This window comes from Rhodococcus sp. 05-340-2 (assembly GCF_002258915.1).
Classification (GTDB): Bacteria; Actinomycetota; Actinomycetes; order Mycobacteriales; family Mycobacteriaceae; genus Rhodococcoides.
The window spans coordinates 149,562-165,218 of the sequence record NZ_NOYU01000039.1 but is presented as its reverse complement, the minus strand read 5'-3'; the positions used below and the strand labels follow the sequence as shown (position 1 = coordinate 165,218).

12 protein-coding genes are annotated in these 15,657 nt (G+C 65.5%); 6 read left to right on the top strand and 6 right to left on the bottom strand.

From position 1 onward, the window contains the following. The first annotated feature begins 21 nt into the window (after positions 1-21). Together CH271_RS24420 and CH271_RS24415 are read left to right on the top strand one after the other, a co-directional pair. Entirely contained in the window at positions 22-1,368 is a 1,347-nt protein-coding gene (locus tag CH271_RS24420) for a 3-oxoacyl-ACP reductase (protein ID WP_094635237.1), read from the top strand. Continuing rightward, a complete protein-coding gene (locus CH271_RS24415) occupies positions 1,365-2,222 on the top strand; it encodes a MaoC/PaaZ C-terminal domain-containing protein (protein ID WP_037195924.1) in 858 nt (285 codons plus the stop codon). The genes CH271_RS24420 and CH271_RS24415 overlap by 4 nt, the downstream gene beginning before the upstream one ends. Before the next feature lie 108 nt (positions 2,223-2,330). On the opposite strand, the gene CH271_RS24410 is transcribed toward CH271_RS24415, so the two are convergent. Then, the gene (locus CH271_RS24410; RefSeq protein ID WP_032396646.1) at positions 2,331-2,933 is read right to left on the bottom strand and encodes a TetR/AcrR family transcriptional regulator; all 603 of its coding nucleotides are present in this window, start codon (positions 2,931-2,933) and stop codon (positions 2,331-2,333) included. Between the two features lie 62 nt (positions 2,934-2,995). Next, entirely contained in the window at positions 2,996-4,171 is a 1,176-nt protein-coding gene (locus CH271_RS24405; protein ID WP_094635236.1) for a glycoside hydrolase family 3 N-terminal domain-containing protein, read from the bottom strand. A 101-nt stretch (positions 4,172-4,272) separates the two neighbouring features. Between CH271_RS24405 and CH271_RS24400 the strand changes: the two genes are divergently transcribed. The 3 genes from CH271_RS24400 to CH271_RS24390 all read left to right on the top strand — a co-directional run bounded on the left by CH271_RS24400 (position 4,273) and on the right by CH271_RS24390 (position 9,284). Next, positions 4,273-4,740, top strand: coding sequence for a universal stress protein (locus CH271_RS24400; RefSeq protein WP_027495380.1), 468 nt, complete (start codon positions 4,273-4,275; stop codon positions 4,738-4,740). Between the two features lie 103 nt (positions 4,741-4,843). Then, entirely contained in the window at positions 4,844-5,014 is a 171-nt protein-coding gene (locus CH271_RS24395) for a DUF2613 domain-containing protein (RefSeq protein WP_082073827.1), read from the top strand. Positions 5,015-5,036: 22 nt separating this feature from the next. Then, positions 5,037-9,284, top strand: coding sequence for an alpha-(1->3)-arabinofuranosyltransferase (locus CH271_RS24390; protein WP_094635235.1), 4,248 nt, complete (start codon positions 5,037-5,039; stop codon positions 9,282-9,284). Here CH271_RS24390 and CH271_RS24385 read toward each other — a convergent pair. Then, complete coding sequence (locus CH271_RS24385) at positions 9,262-10,410, bottom strand: acyltransferase family protein (RefSeq protein WP_252341946.1); 1,149 nt, start codon at positions 10,408-10,410, stop codon at positions 9,262-9,264. The genes CH271_RS24390 and CH271_RS24385 overlap by 23 nt on opposite strands. A gap of 166 nt (positions 10,411-10,576) precedes the next feature. Between CH271_RS24385 and CH271_RS24380 the strand changes: the two genes are divergently transcribed. Then, positions 10,577-11,710 carry a DUF3068 domain-containing protein gene (locus tag CH271_RS24380; RefSeq protein ID WP_094635233.1) on the top strand — a complete coding sequence of 378 codons (1,134 nt, stop codon included), beginning with the start codon at positions 10,577-10,579 and terminating at the stop codon, positions 11,708-11,710. Between the two features lie 97 nt (positions 11,711-11,807). On the opposite strand, the gene CH271_RS24375 is transcribed toward CH271_RS24380, so the two are convergent. The 3 genes from CH271_RS24375 to CH271_RS24365 form a co-directional block, all read right to left on the bottom strand. Then, positions 11,808-13,526, bottom strand: coding sequence for a nitrilase-related carbon-nitrogen hydrolase (locus tag CH271_RS24375; protein WP_094635232.1), 1,719 nt, complete (start codon positions 13,524-13,526; stop codon positions 11,808-11,810). Then, positions 13,523-14,965 carry a purine-cytosine permease family protein gene (locus tag CH271_RS24370; protein WP_094635231.1) on the bottom strand — a complete coding sequence of 481 codons (1,443 nt, stop codon included), beginning with the start codon at positions 14,963-14,965 and terminating at the stop codon, positions 13,523-13,525. Before CH271_RS24370 ends, CH271_RS24375 begins: the two co-directional genes overlap by 4 nt. 168 nt (positions 14,966-15,133) lie before the next feature. Beyond that, a complete protein-coding gene (locus CH271_RS24365; protein WP_094635230.1) occupies positions 15,134-15,571 on the bottom strand; it encodes a MarR family winged helix-turn-helix transcriptional regulator in 438 nt (145 codons plus the stop codon). Positions 15,572-15,657 lie beyond the last annotated feature (86 nt).

Genomic DNA, 15,657 nt, shown 5'->3' with positions numbered 1-15,657 from the left:
CGCTGAATGAAAGGTACGACAGTGGCAGCCTCCAAGGGAGCCCCAGATCTCTACTCAACGTTCCTCGCGTCCGCGCCGGGAGCCTTCATCGCCAAGCAGGCCGGCCTGCCGCAGCCCGAGAAGCTGCGCCGCTACAAGGCAGGCGAGCCGCCGCTGGCCGGACCGGTCCTGATCGGCGGCAGTGGTCGCCTCGTCGAGCCGCTGCGTGAGCTGCTCTCGGACTACCCGCAGTCGCAGCCGCACGACGACAAGCACGGCGGACTGGTGTTCGACGCCACCGGCATCGGCAACGTCGCCGAGCTCGAGCAGCTCTTCAAGTTCTTCCAGCCGGTCATCCGTAACCTGGCACCGTCCGCACGCGTCGTCGTCATCGGCACCACGCCGGAGGAGACCTCGAGCGTCGACGAGCACATCGCTCAGCGCGCCCTCGAAGGCTTCACCCGCAGCGTCGGCAAAGAGGTCAAGCGCGGTGCCACGGCGCAGCTCGTCTACATCTCCCCCAAGGCATCGACCGGCCTGTCCGGCCTCGAATCCACCCTCCGCTTCCTGCTGTCGGCCAAGTCCGCATTCGTCGACGGCCAGGTCATCACCGTGGGTGACGCAGATTCGCAGGCACCGGCCTCGTGGGACAAGCCGCTCGCAGGCAAGGTAGCCGTCGTCACCGGAGCCGCCCGCGGTATCGGTGCCACCATCGCCGAGGTCCTCGCCCGCGACGGAGCCACCGTCATCGCCGCCGACATTCCCGCTGCCGGAGAAGCACTCTCGCAGACGGCCAACAAGGTCGGTGGCACCTCGCTCGCACTCGACGTCACCTCGCCCGACGCCGGAGAGGTACTGAGCAAGCATCTCCTCGAACGCCACGGCGGCGCAGACATCATCGTGCACAACGCAGGCATCACCCGCGACAAGACGCTCGCCAACATGGACGACGCGCGCTGGAACTCGGTCATCGGCGTCAATCTCGCTGCCCCGCAGCGCATCACGGACCAGCTCGTCGAGTCGGGTGCGCTGAAGGAAGGCGGCCGCGTCGTCGACGTCTCCTCCATCGCAGGCATCGCGGGCAACCGCGGCCAGACCAACTACGGCACGTCCAAGGCAGGCGTCATCGGCCTGGTGCACGCGTCGGCACCGGTGCTGGCGAAGAAGAACATCACCATCAATGCCGTCGCCCCCGGCTTCATCGAGACCGCGATGACGGCTGCCATCCCGTTCGCCACCCGCGAGGCCGGACGACGCATGAGCTCGCTGCTGCAGGGCGGTGAGACCGTCGACGTCGCAGAGTTGGTCTCGTACTTCGCTTCTCCCGCATCCAACGCCGTCACCGGTCAGGTCGTGCGTGTGTGCGGCCAGAGCCTCCTCGGCGCATGAGCACCGTCACGCTGACCGCGCAGCCGAAGACGTCCGACATCTACACCTCGGCTGCGCTCGGCGCGCTGCCGTTCTTCGGATCCAGGTCGTCTTCGGTTCCCAGCACGGTGTACGAGCTCAAGGGTCTGCGAGTGGACCCCGACAACCTCGCCGGGTACTGCCGCGCGACGGGACTGCGATTCGGCGATCAGCTCCCGGTCACCTACCCCTTCACCCTCGTCTTCCCGACGGTGATGAAACTGATGGTGTCCAAGGGCTTTCCGTTCGCCGCGATCGGTTCGGTACACGCCGAGAACGTCATCGAGCAGTTCCGTGGCATCTCGTCCTCCGAGCCACTGGACGTGCGAGTGCACGCGGAGAACCTGCGCGAGCACCGCAAGGGATTGCTCGTCGACCTGATCAGTGAGGTCAAGGTAGGACGCGAACTGGTCTGGAAGCAGACCTCGAGCTTCCTGAGCCTGCAGAAGACGTCACTGTCCGGTGGACCCCGCGAGGCACCGCCCGCCGACGAGGTTCCGCCGCCCCCGACCCGCACCCTGCGCGTCGACCAGCGGATCATCAGCCGGTACGCGGCAATTTCCGGAGACCGCAACCCGATTCACGTGTCCTCACTCGGCGCAAAGGCATTCGGGTTCCCGAAGACCATCGCGCACGGAATGTGGAGTGCTGCCGCAGTACTGCAGACCGTCGAGGGTCGAATCCCGGAAGCTGTGAACTACAGCATCCGCTTCGGCAAGCCGATCGTCCTGCCCGCGACGGTGAACGCCTACGCCGAGGCCGTCGGCACCGGCTGGGACCTGTCGCTGAAGAACCCGAAGAAGGGCTACCCGCATCTGACGGGAACCCTGCGGTAACTGCTCCGGGTCGTTCCGCGGGCTCCACTCCTGGCGTCTCGAACTCGAAGTTGTGGACGGATTTCCTCGGATTTCCGTCCACAACTTCGAGTTCGGCGGTAGTTCTTCTCAGGTGGTGGCGGTTTTCTTTCCGGCCAGGCCGCGCCATGCCAGATTTTCCAGTAGGTCCGCTGCGGCGTCGACCTCGATTTCGCCGCCTGCCACTCGGTCGGCCACGGCCTCGCCCGCCCCGACCAACGCGACGGCCATCAGCCCGAAGTTCTGCGACTGCTCGGGATCCCTCGTGCTCATCGCGAGCAGGCCGGCCGTCAGCTCGATCAACCGATCTCGGCTGCTCTGCACCTGCGAGGCGAACGCCTGCTGACCGATGGCCTGTCGGTAGAGCACCATCCATGATTTCCGGTTCTCGCCGACGAATCCGAGGAAACCGATCAGCGCCTTGCGCAACTGCTCGCGCGGCGTCAGCGTCGGATCTGCAGCGGGAGTCAGAGCCTCGACGAACTTCACGCCCTCGCGATGGATGCACGCGGCGAACAACTCGTCCTTCGACCCGTAGTACAGGTAGAGCATCGGCTTGGAGATGGCCGCCTTCTTGGCGATCGAATCCATCGACGTCTCATGGAACCCGTTGTCGGAGAACACATCCACCGCCGCGTCGAGCATCTGCTGCTCGCGGACGGCGCGGGGCAATCTCTTGGTGCCGCCAGCCATGGACCCTCCAATACGTACGAAGTACTAGACGTTACTCCACAGTAAGGTCCAGTACCGCGCAATCAGGCCCCGCATGCCCCCTTGAACCGAGCAACCGTCGCTGCGGCCTCGTCCACCTGAGCCGCCGCGAGGCGTCCCGTCGCCACCGCGTCTTCGAGATTGTCCAACACCGCGGGCACCTGATCGGTGGTGAGCCACAGCGCGACGTCGGCTCCCGCCACCAACGCCGCCTCGACCGCGTCGACGATCCCGAGTCGCGCCGTGATCGCCGCCATGCCGCTGAGGTCGTCGGTGAAGATCGGGCCGTCGAACGGAGCGGCACCGTATCCGACGCCATCGCGCAGCAACGCCATCGCCGCCGGGCTGATGCTCGCCGGCACACCCGGCTCCGTCAGTCCGGGCACATCGAGATGCCCGACCATGACACCGACGCCGGTGTTGTTCAGCGCCGCGAACGGCAACAGATCCTTTGCCTTCAACTCGTCGAGAGACGGCGTCGTCACCGCGCCGGTGTGCGAGTCGCCCGATCCCGAGCCGTGCCCGGGAAAATGCTTGATGACGGGCTTGACGCCCGCGTCCTCCAGACCACGCGCGTACGCCCCCGCGTACTCGATGACCACCTGCGGATCGTCGGAGAACGACCGATCACCGATGACGGAATCGTCGGGCTGTGCACTCACGTCGACCACCGGAGCGAAGTCGACGGTGACCCCGAGGTCCTTCAACCCCTGGCCGCGCGTCAACGCCTCCTGGTATGCCTGGTCCACCGACATCGTCTGTGCCAGCACTCGCGCCGACGGCGCCTCCCCCAGCAGATCCGCGACCCGCGAAACCCGTCCGCCCTCCTCGTCGATCGTGACCATCGGAGCCACCGCGGACGCATCGAGCACCTGCGGTACTTCCCGATTGCCGAGCATCGACTCGTCGGTCCAACTGCCGACGAAGATGCCGCCGACCTGCTCGGTGGACATGATCTGCACCGCGTCCGCAGTTCCGGTGACTCCGACGGTGAGGAGCTGCGCCAAACGCTGCCGCTCCGACAGTCCGTCGACGAACGCAACACACTCGTCGACGGGCGGGACCGGTTGCGGCACCGTCGTTTCGACGGCGGTGGTGGTCGGGGCAGGGGACTCCGACTGCGTCGACGCGACCTGCGCGGACTCGGTGGAGCACGAGACCAACAGGCCGACACCGACCGTCATCACCGCAGCGGACCGAACCGAAAACCGAAGTCGCATGGAAGACGACGGTAGCCGAGATGCGGGGTGCCGGTTTCGCCCCGGGGTGCGGGAGGGGTGGGGGTAATCTGGACGAAAGCGACATGAGGAGGAGCTCGACCATGACCGCAGACCTCATACTCATTGCCTACGACGGCTCCGACAATGCCAAACGCGCCATCGATTATGCAGGCCGATTTCTCACCACTTCTCGCGCGATCGTCGTCACCGCGTGGGAGCCGATGGTGCGTCAGGCCGCTCGAATGTCCGGCCTCTCCGGCGTCATGCAGCCCGAATGGGTGCCCGACGACGAGGCCGAGGACGTGGCGCTCACCGATGCGAAAGTGACCAACAGTGAGGGCGTCGCGCTGGCCGAGGCCGCAGGCCTGAAGGTGGAGGGCCAGTGCACCGAATGCACCACCGCCATCTGGAGCGCGATCGTGGAGAAAGCCGACGAGATGAACGTCGACATCATCGTCACCGGCACGAGGGGCACCACCGGTCTACGTGCGCTGCTCCAGAGTTCGGTGGCCGAGCACGTTCTGCGACACAGTCATCGACCCGTCCTGATCGTTCCTCCCGGCAAGTAACGCGTCCACCGGCCTCTTCTGGAGGTGCGAGTGATACCGTGATGCCCGCGTGGGGGTCCACCTCGCCCGCTTCTTTCCTGAGCCGACTGACTGGAGAACCGAGATGAAGTTTGCTGTCCCGGGTGTCATTGCCGCCGTCGTCGGAGCCGTACTGGGTGCGGGCGTCGTCTTCGGAGTCACCGCAGCTGCAGCCGACAACTCTCGTCCGGATATCGATCGCTCCGGAAACGCCGACTCGTCCTTGCTGAACCAGGTTGAGTACGGCAGCCGCTGACGCTGGTCGCTTTCGTGAATCGATGATCTCGGCCGAGCCGCTCGGCCGTAAATGGCTTTTCGGCGTCTCGATTCTGGCGTTCCTCCTCACTTTTCTGCAGGTCCCCGGCTTCACCGTCGCCGACACCAAGTACGACCTGGCTCAGAACCCCCTCGGATTTCTCGAACGCGCCTCCCATCAGTGGAACAGCGCAGCTCCGCTCGGCCAGGTGCAGAACCAGGCATACGGCTACTTCTTTCCGCACGGTGCGTTCTTCGCAGGCGGCGACCTGCTGTCGATCCCGCCGTGGATCACTCAACGCATCTGGTGGGCGCTGCTGCTCATCGCCGGCTTCTGGGGAATCGTCCGGCTCGCCGAAGCTCTCGGTATCGGCAGCCGCAGTTCCCGTCTGATCGCAGCGACGGCCTTCGTTCTCTCTCCGCGCGTGATCACCACCCTCGCGTCGATCTCCTCGGAGACGATGCCGATGATGCTGGCACCGTGGGTGCTGATCCCGATGGTGCGGTATCTCGTCGGGGACACTGCGAAACAGACGGCTCGACACACTGCGGCGCAATCGGCCCTCGCAGTGGCGTTGATGGGCGCGGTCAATGCCGTCGCCACCGCCGCCGCCGTCCTGGTGGCCGTGATCTGGATGCTGACGCATCGGCCGAACAAGCGGTGGTTCGTCTTCGGTGCGTGGTGGTCGGGCTTCCTGGCGCTCGCGACGCTGTGGTGGATCGTTCCACTGCTGTTGCTGGGCAAGGTCTCTCCACCGTTTCTCGACTACATCGAATCGTCCGGCACCACCACGCAGTGGACGTCGCTGACGGAGGTGCTGCGCGGCACCGGCAGTTGGACGCCGTTCGTGTCCCCCGAGCGAGTGGCCGGTGCCGTTCTGGTAACTCAGCCCGCGGCCGTTGTCGCGACGGGTCTGATCGCGGCTGCCGGAATCGCGGGCCTGGCGATGCGCTCGATGCCTGCCCGCGGCCGGTTGACGATCATGCTGTTCGTCGGTCTCGTCGGCCTCGGTGCCGGGTTCGTCGGCGATCTGGACGGTCCGTTCGCCGCTGCCGTCCGGGTGTTCCTCGATTCCGCAGGCGCACCGCTGCGCAACATCCACAAACTCGAGCCGGTCATTCGAATTCCGTTGGTGCTGGGCCTGGCTCATCTGTTGGCCCGAGTTCCGCTCCCGGGTTCCGCGCCGCGCACGCAGTGGCGATCGGCCGTCGCGCATCCCGAGAAGCACCCCATGATGGCGGTGACCGCACTGGTTCTCGTGGCCTTGACGCTGTCCACCTCACTGGCGTGGACGGGCAAGCTCGCGCCCCGGGGAGCGTACGAGGCCGTTCCGCAGTACTGGCACGACGCCGCGGACTGGCTCACCGAGAATGCCTCGGGATCGAGCCCCGACGGTTCCGACGCGCAGCGGGCCCTGATCGTGCCCGGCGCACCGTTCGCCCTGCAGACCTGGGGTCTGACCCGAGACGAACCACTGCAGGCTCTGGCCACCACGCCCTGGGCCGTCCGCGACGCCGTGCCGCTCACCCCGCCCGGTGCCATCCGCGCATTGGACTCCGTGCAACGGCTCTTCGCCGACGGTCGGCCGTCGGCCGGGTTGGCCGATACCCTTCTGGGCCAGGGCATCAGCTACGTCGTCGTGCGCAACGACCTCGATCCCGAGAACTCTCGATCCACCCGTCCGGCCTCGGTGCACCAGGTGCTCGACGGTTCGCCGGGACTCGAGAAGGTGGCCGAATTCGGTGAGGACGTGGCTCCGGGTCAGGTCGACGGCGTTGTGCTCGACGGTGATCTGCGACCGCCGTATCCGGCTGTCGAGATCTATTCGGTCGGCGATTCGGCAGGCATTCCCGCGTCCGGTCCGTACACCGTCGATCTCGACCGTGTACCGGTCGTCCAGGGTGGTCCGGAGTCGATTCTGCGCTCGAACGAGCTGCGGAACAACGGGATTCGCAATCCGGTGCCGTCGGGCCCCACTCTGCTGGCCTCGGATGCAGCTGCGGCGGGCATCGCCGTGGACTCGGTAACGGTGACCGACACCCCGATGAATCGCGAGACGGACTTCGGCCAGGTCGACAATCACAGTTCTGCCCTGCGGGCCGCCGACGAGCCGCGACGTTCGCTCAACGAGGTGTCCGATTACCCGGTGTACGGGGCAGAGACCGTCGATGCCGAGTGGGAGGGCGCGACCCTGACGGCGTCGAGTTCGGCGTCGGACGCCACGCAGATCGGTGGGAGCGCCCCCGGCAGCGGTGTCGCCGCCGCGGTGGACGGCGATCTTGCCACCAGCTGGATCAGCAACGGGATCGAACGTGCTGTGGGGCAATGGCTTCAACTGGACTTCGATACGCCGGTGCGCGGCGGGCTGCTGCGCATGCGCACCAGCCCGGGGACGATCGGCGACCCGGTCAAGTGGGTGGAAATCACCACCCCGAACGGCTCGACGGCGGCACGCGTCGACGAGCCGGGTGAGCCGATGACGGTGTCACTACCGGGCGGTGAGACTCCGTGGCTGCGCATCACCGCGAAGTCGACGGTGGACGGGACCCGGGGCAGCCAGTTCGGCATCAGCGAGGTGTCGGTGGACGACTACTCCGACCGGGACAACCCGAAACAGGTACCGATCGTGCACCGCGCGGTGCTGCCTGCGACTCCCTCCAGGGCGGGCGTCGACGCCTGGGAACTGGGCCAGGAATTCCCCGGCCGCTCCGGCTGCCTCGACACCGAGGATCGAATCCGTTGCAGCAGTGGATTGTCCAAGTCGCCCGAGGAACTGGGCCGCTTCTCGCGCACGATCGACGTGCCGATGGGTACCGCGGTCATTCCGGATCTGACGGTACGCGCGCGGCAGTCCCCCGAACTCGAAGCGCTACTGGCGCAACCGGGGCGGCCGTTGGCCAGCGGGGCGTCGGACGTCGCGGACCTGCACGGCTCGGCGTTCGCCGCGACCGACGGCGATCCGCGCACGTCCTGGACAGCGCCGGAGAAGTCGATCACCGATCGCGCGGGAACCGACCCCACTCTGACCATCGAATTGCCCTCTCCCACACTGGTGGACGGGCTCGAGCTCAGCCCCAGCCTCGGCGCACTTCCGGCGCACCCCACCCGGGTCGCGGTCAACCTCGGCAACGGGCCGATGGTGCGCGACGTCGACACCGACGGTTCGACGACCCTCGACCTCGCGCCGTACGTGACGGACAGGATCGTTCTGTCGATCGTGGACTGGGACGGCGTACTGGACCGAAACTCGTTGGGCTTCATCCAGTCTCAACCACCCGGCTTCGCCGAAGTGACGCCGCTGTCCGGTGGTGAACCGATCGGCGCACCGTACGACGGCGACCGCGAGATCACCGTGGACTGCTTCGCAGGCCCCATCGTCTCCATCGCCGGGCAGACGGTGCGCACGTCAGTGACGGCCACCGCGGACCAGTTCCGTTCCGGCGAGCCACTGAAGGCGTCGGTGTGCGATGCCGACACCCCGGTGAACGAGAACTTCGTCAACCCGGTATCACTTCCCGAGGGACGCCAGGACGTGGTGGTCGAGCCGGGTGCGTCGTTCTTCGTCGACGGTATTCGGTTGCGCACCATGCCTATTCCGGCCGAGTGGCCGACGGGATCGGCACCGCAGGCCGCCAGGACCACCGCCTGGAGCCCCGATCACCGCGAGGTGACGCTGACCTCCGCGACGGAGGACCGCTTGCTGGTCATCCCGGAAAGCAACAACAGTGGTTGGCGCGCAACCACACCCGGTGGCGTCGAACTCTCCCCGGTCGTGGTCGACGGGTGGCAACAGGCCTGGATCGTTCCGGCCGGGGCGTCGGGCACGATCTCGTTGGATTTCGCTACCGATCGCTGGTACCGACTCGGAATCTTCGGCGGGCTGCTCCTGCTGATCCCGCTGCTGTTCGCAGCGCTGCGTCGGCCACGTAGTGCGCCGAATCCGAGCCCATCACCGCGGCCGTGGCAGAGCGTTCCGGCCGCAGTCGTTGCGCTGCTCGGAGCAACGATCGTATTGGCCGGGATCGCCGGTGCGGTCACCGTGGCCGTGATCGGCATCGGCGCGGTGCTCGTGGATCGCCGCTACGGACGCACGGTCTCCTCACGTGTATCGGTCTGCGTTGCAGGCGGATTCACACTGCTGGCTCCAGCACTGCTCTCGCTCGGACCGTGGCGATCTCCCGATGGGTACGTCGGCGGGTCCTACTGGGTGCAGCTGGCGTCCCTGATCGGAATCGTCGCGTTGGCGATCACGGCGATACGGAAGCCGTGACCGCTTTCTTGCGGGATGCCAGGCGTCGTCGAGCAGGGTCTTCCACCAGCGCGTAGCTCGCCGCTGCCACCGGAATCGACAGTGCAAGAGTCACCGGCAAGACGAACCACATCCCACCCGAGAACGGGATGATGCCGAACACCGGGAACACGACGGCGAGCACGGCCAGGTGCCAGATGAACAATCCGTACGACCAGCGGCCCAGCGTCAGCATCACCGGATGCTCGAGGAAGCGATGCCGTCGACCGTCCTCGGCGAGAATCAGTGGGGCGAGCATCGCGAAGGCCAGTATCGCGCCGAGCAGGATCTTGATCTCGAACTGCCAGGCCGCCGGACGCACCAAGCCCTGCGGACCCGCCAGAGGAGTCGCCGACAAGGCGAACGCGGCAACCGCGATAGACGACATGACAAATCGGCGACGAGCCAGCCGATGCACCCAGGTCGGTGGCCCCACCGAGACCTCGGCGAGCAGCATCCCAGCCGCGAACCACGGGAAGTAGCCGGGGAGCCAGTTGTCATGGTGAATGCCGTCGGGGGTCGACACCGGAACGAATGCCCACGACAGGGTCAGCACCGCAGCACCCAAGATGACCGGTATACGACGGGCGGCGGCCGCACCGCGCAGGCGCACCATGAGCCAAGCGAACACCGGCAGCAGGAGATAGAAGGCGATCTCGACCGACAGCGACCACATCTGCGTCAACCCCTGGGTCAGGGTCAGGGGCACGAACACCTGAGTGAACGACAGGTTCGCCAGCCACACGCGGTAGTCACCGCCTGCATCGGGAAGAAACAGCAGGATCAGCAGCACGCCGACCCAGTAACCGGGCAGAATCCTCGCGAACCGCGAACGGAAATAGCGGCCGAGCGGCTGGGCACTCCGATGACCGCGGGCCGCCGCCGCGTGCGGACGCCACAGCAGGAATCCCGACAGCGAGAAGAAGATCGCCACAGTGAGGTCGAATCTTCCCCAGACATGACCCAGGATCGGCGACGTCGCGCCACCGGTCTGAAAGGCCACGTGGGTGACAACGATTCCGATACACGCGACGGCACGCATCCCCTCGAGGGACGGAACGAACCCACGAAGCGGGACAACGCTTGCCGAAAGGGTCTGTGTGCTCATGGTGGCCTCAAGTGTGCCGTGTCGAACCGGCGCAGACGAGACCGGTGCCACTGTCGACTGTTACTGTCACCTGCGACGTGTCGTAATAAATCGGGCATCGGGTCGGGGCGAACGTGTTTCCCGCCCGCGGTGTCTTCCATGAAGCGGTCAACTAAGGAGATACAGCATGGCGGAGCGCTCAGGGCCGAGCCGGATACTTGCCCTCGTACTCATCGGCTTGGGCGCGTTTCTGGTGGTCGCCGCCATCCTCATCCCCACCTACACCATTTCGGCGCTCGAGAAGACGCCGTTGGACCTCGAAGTCACCACCGTCTCCACCGGTGAGGGCAGCGTGCTGAACGCGAGTTCCCTTGCAGCAGGTCGCGCAGTGGTCGACCAGAACGTTCCCCTCGTCTCCCAGCGATTCGTCACCGTCGAGGATCCCTCCGACGCCGACATCATGACGCTGCAGGCAGGCCAGACTCTGCGTCGCAGCGACAAGCAGGCCGACACCGGACTGCTCACCGCAAGCGTCGACCGCGTCACCATCGACCGCAAGACGTCGATGCCCGTCGAGAGCCCGATCGGCACCATCCAGGTGGCAGGCAACGCGCCCGCCGAAGAGGTGGCCCACACCGGACTGCAGTACAAGTTCCCGTTCAACTCGGAACAGAAGAGCTACCCGTACTTCGACGTCAATGCGCGTGCGACCAAGGACATCGACTTCGTCGAGGCAACCGAGATCAACGGCACGCCGGTGTACCAGTACCAGCAGACCGTCGGCCCCGTCGATCTGTCGACCGTGGTGAACCTGCCGACCAACAAGGTCACCCTGCCCGCCGACACCTGGGGTGTCGAGGGTGGAGCCGCGCCGGTGACGATGACCCGCTGGTACGAGAACACCCGCACCCTGTGGGTCGAGCCCGAGACCGGCGTCGTCGTCAAGGGCGAAGAGCAGATTCACCAGTACTACGGACGTGAGGCGGGCCGGCCCGAGGTCGACGTTCTCAACGCTCCGATCACGTTCGACGAGAACACGGTCGAATACCAGATCCAGCAGGCCAAGGACGGCCAGGATCAGATCTCGCTCTTCGGCCGTACCGTCCCGATCATCGCCGGAATTCTCGGTGTCATCTCGCTGATCGCCGGAGTGTTCCTGCTCCTGCGCGGTGGCAACGGTGGACACCGTCAGCCGGCCCGAGCGGACAACACTCCGCGACCGACCCCCGGTGGCGGAACCGCTCCCGCTCCGTCGAGCAACCGTGATTGGACGACGGATCGCACGGAAGAGATTCCGAGGACGAACCTCAACAAGGAGTAGGTGCGCTACGCAGGAGTGGAGCCTGCGGAACGACCCGGTTGGTCAGTGGCGTGGTTAGGTGCCCGTGGGGGCACCTAACCACGCCACTGGTGTTTTCTCAGGCGGTCGAGAGAATCCCGTAGTGGTGGGGTTGCCGCATCAGGACGAGGTCTTTGCGTCGTACGACGTTGGTCGGGTACGGCCCGTCGAGGTTGGTGGTGTCGATAACGCTCGTCGCGTGGCCGGGTTCGGATGCATCGACGATGGCTTCCGTTCGAGGAAATGCGAATGTGTCCGGCCCGAACACTCCGCTGTGTCCGGTGATTCCGCGGTCGAGGTCGACGGCATTCGCGAAAGCGAAGTAGACGTTGTTCTCGCCGGCGCGCACGCGCATATGGTGCCAGTGGGTGGCGTCGGGCCCGGTGAGAACCTCGGCGGCGAGCGGAATCTCGGTTCCGGGGTGCGATCCGACGAAGGTACCCGCCAGTGCGGATGGGCAGACGATCAGATCGCACCCGCGCAGCGCGAGCACTCGGCCCGATTCCGGTAGCAGCGCATCGTTGCCGACGAGGAGACCGACTCGTCCCAGGGGCAGATCGACGACCGCCCAGGTGTCGCCGGCGTCGAACAGCGGCGCATGCTCCGCGGACAGGTGGATCTGTCTGTAGGTTGTGCGGGCTCCGTCGGTTCCGAGCAGGACGGCCGAGTTGTACACCCGCTCGGTGTCGGTGTCGCGCTCGGCGATGCCGACGACGATCGACATGCCGTGCCGAACCGCGAGGTCCGCGATCCGTGCGAGCGAGGGCCCGTCGGCGGTCTCGGCGACGTCGCGAGGCGGTCGAGCTGCCGAGACCGGTCCGGTGATCGACAGCTCGGGAAAGACGACGAGATCCGTTGTGCCGGAGACCTGTTGGATCCAGGCATCGATGTCCGCGAGGTTGCTCTCGACCGATGTACCCGGCGTGCATTGCACCACGGTCACCGCAGAGGTCTCGCCTGCGGGCAGCGGCGAGTGGCCGTACAGGGTGAAGAAGTCCAGAGGGTTCCAGGTGTACGTGTTCGTCTGGAGTTCCCGATACAGCTCAGGTCGACGCGCGGGCCCGCACTCGCGGGTACGCCGAATGTCGATCTCGGCGGCGACGATGCCGTTGCCGACGTCGATCCGGCCGGTGACGGTTCCGTCGGGCTCGATGATGCATGTGCCGCCACTGAATTGGACCGTCCGTTCGAGTCCCCATCGATTGCTCTCGATGACGTAGCAGTTGTTCTCGAAGGCTCGACTGATCCAGTAGGGAGCCGGAGTTCGCTCGGCCAGCCAGTTGCTGATGTGGCAGATCACGTCGGCGCCTTGCAGTGCGACCACCCGAGCGGTCTCCACGAAGTGCAGATCCATGCAGATCAGCATCGCGATTCGGCCGAGCCTGGTCTCGAACACCTGATGGCCCAGGTTCCCCGGAGCTGCCCATTTGGGCTCGGCGATGTACGGGTGCGTCTTGCGATGGGTACCGATGATTCCCTGGGGTCCGATGAGAACTGCGCTGTTGTAGAACAACCCGCTTGTCGGATCGACTTCCGGCATCCCCAGCACGATGTAGCAATCGCGACGGGCCGCGATCTCGACGAACGTATGGGTGGTGGGCCCGGGGATCTGCTCGACGACGGTCGATGCCTCCTCGGGATCATGGAAACAGTAACCGGTGGTGGCCATCTCGGGCGTGGTGATCAATTCGGCTCCGTCGGAGGCGGCCTTGTCGACCAGCTCTGCCAGCGCGGCGACATTCGCGTCCTTGGCGAACAGTGTGGGTTCGAACTGGATGGCCGCTGCGGTGAATGTCATGACGTCACAGTCCTTTCGATTGTCGGAGCTTCGGTGGAGACAGGTGGTTCGTAGTACTTCCCCCGCGTTGCCATCGTCAGTGGGATGTAGATGATGGGCCCGAGGAGCATCGCGATGAACGAGGCGTAGTACGACGGGTAGAGACCGAACACGCCGAGTCCGCCCACGGCCACGCCTGCCGCCATGGCGAAAATGCCACAGGGGTTCCAATTACGCACTCGCCCTTCGCGGAACTCGATGTTGTTCCGCGGTGCGAGGCCGAGCATTCGTCGGCAGACGAAGTAATCGGCGAGCAGAATGAAGATCCAGGTGTTGGTCATGATCCCGGTGACGGCCAGGAACTTGTCGGTGTACTGCAGGATGTTGACCGGGTAGCAGAGCACGCCGACGACGAGTAGCGCGACCATCCACCACTGGCGTCCGACCTTGCGGGGCGAGAGCACGTCCCAGGCGTTGGACAGTGCCAGCGACCCGGAGTACAGGTTCATCACGTTGATGCGCACCTGGGTGACAACGGCGAAGATCACGCCGAGCAGTCCCATCACGACGGCAAAATACAGCCCAGGATCGGTGGCCGAAAGTTCTGGTGTGGCAGTGCTTCCGGTGAAGTGGCGCAACATGGTGAAGCCGAGGAAGACACCGAGGATCATCACCACGACGATCATGAGCAGCTCCGCGAGCATGAGCCCCGCGGTGCCCACGTAGCCGACGCTCTTCTTGACGAAACGTCCGTAGTCGGTGGCGATGAGAGCCTGGAACACCACCTGTCCGTTCGCAAGACTGAACGCCTGCCACATCGCGGTTGCGGTGAACCCGCCGGTGGCTTCCCATTGGCCCGGCCCCACCAGGACGTATCCACTGGCCAGCATGTACATGCCGATGGCGAACAGAATCAGGAAGATCGGCATACCGAACCGCTGCAGAATGTTCATCGAGTGCATTCCACGCCAGGAGAAGAACAGCGCAACGAGGGCGACCAGTGCGAACACCACTGTCGCCCAGGCAGAGTTGATGTCGATGCCGGCGAGTTCGCTGAGGCCGTGCGAGACGATGCTGCCCTCGAATATGAAGTAGAAGACGTAGTTCACGGCGTAGACGAGCGAGGCCACGGCCGATCCTTTGGTGCCGAAGCCGAGTCCGCGGGTGAGCAGTGGCAGCGACAGGCCTTCCTGGCTGGCAATACGCATGATCAGGCTGCCGACCAGCGTTGCGCCGATCACCATGTAGGCGACGGGGATCAGGAACATCGGCCACCCCACCAGGAAGCCGATCTGGCCGCCGAGCGCGAACCAGAACATCGCGGTGACGTTGCCGGTGAGCACCAGCAGGATCGCCGGCCGTCGCCATCGTTGATCGTCGGGCACGCGAGAGGTTGCGTAACTTTCGATCTGGTCGTCGAGGCTGGTCGCTGGCCCCTCGAAGTACTTCTTCATGTTCATGAACTGGTGTCCACTTCGGTTCGCGGTGAGAGCGCTGGCTGCGCTGCATCGGAACAATACTTTCCGTGGACACTATTGCAACGTGAAACATGTTAAAAGGAGATCACGAAAGTTCACGACCAGGCGAGGGACTGCCGAAGTCGAGCAAATGCCGGAACCCGGCAACGATCACAGGGTGACCGAGGACGCCTTCGCGTTGGTCTCGAGAGAACGCAGCAAGGATTGCAACTGCTCACGTTCGGATTCGGACGGAAACACGGTGGCCGCGACTGCTTCCATGACCGGAGCCGCCTCGTCGTACTTGGCGCGCCCACGCGCGGTCAGGCGAATGAGCACCTGACGACGATCCACGGTGCCGGTACGACGGTGCACGAGATTGTTGGAGACCAGCCGGTTGACGGCCTTGGTCAGCGTCGGCGGCGCGAGCAGCGCGAACTCCGCGGTTTCGGCCATCGTGTGGCCTTCGCCGTCCGACAGCAACGACAGCACCCGCCACTCCTCGAGATCGAGCTCCCACGGGACGAGCGCACCGCGCAGCCGATCCGAGACGGCGCGCTCGACGACGGTGAGCAAACGAGCGGCCGAACCAGCCTCGTCGTGATTCACGCGATCATGCCCCTCTGCTCTTACCTCGCCTGCGGCGCTACAGTCTCCTCAGCGATTCTAGGGCGAAGCGAGCAGCGAATCGACAC

Bases quoted from the DNA above. Each gene is read 5' to 3' on its own strand.
- CH271_RS24370 (WP_094635231.1), bottom strand. From the start codon at position 14,965: ATGAACATGAAGAAGTACTTCGAGGGGCCAGCGACCAGCCTCGACGAC.
- CH271_RS24385 (WP_252341946.1), bottom strand. From the start codon at position 10,410: ATGAGCACACAGACCCTTTCGGCAAGCGTTGTCCCGCTTCGTGGGTTC.
- CH271_RS24400 (WP_027495380.1), top strand. From the start codon at position 4,273: ATGACCGCAGACCTCATACTCATTGCCTACGACGGCTCCGACAATGCC.
- CH271_RS24380 (WP_094635233.1), top strand. From the start codon at position 10,577: ATGGCGGAGCGCTCAGGGCCGAGCCGGATACTTGCCCTCGTACTCATC.
- CH271_RS24375 (WP_094635232.1), bottom strand. From the start codon at position 13,526: ATGACATTCACCGCAGCGGCCATCCAGTTCGAACCCACACTGTTCGCC.
- CH271_RS24415 (WP_037195924.1), top strand. From the start codon at position 1,365: ATGAGCACCGTCACGCTGACCGCGCAGCCGAAGACGTCCGACATCTAC.
- CH271_RS24405 (WP_094635236.1), bottom strand. From the start codon at position 4,171: ATGCGACTTCGGTTTTCGGTTCGGTCCGCTGCGGTGATGACGGTCGGT.
- CH271_RS24390 (WP_094635235.1), top strand. From the start codon at position 5,037: ATGATCTCGGCCGAGCCGCTCGGCCGTAAATGGCTTTTCGGCGTCTCG.
- CH271_RS24395 (WP_082073827.1), top strand. From the start codon at position 4,844: ATGAAGTTTGCTGTCCCGGGTGTCATTGCCGCCGTCGTCGGAGCCGTA.
- CH271_RS24410 (WP_032396646.1), bottom strand. From the start codon at position 2,933: ATGGCTGGCGGCACCAAGAGATTGCCCCGCGCCGTCCGCGAGCAGCAG.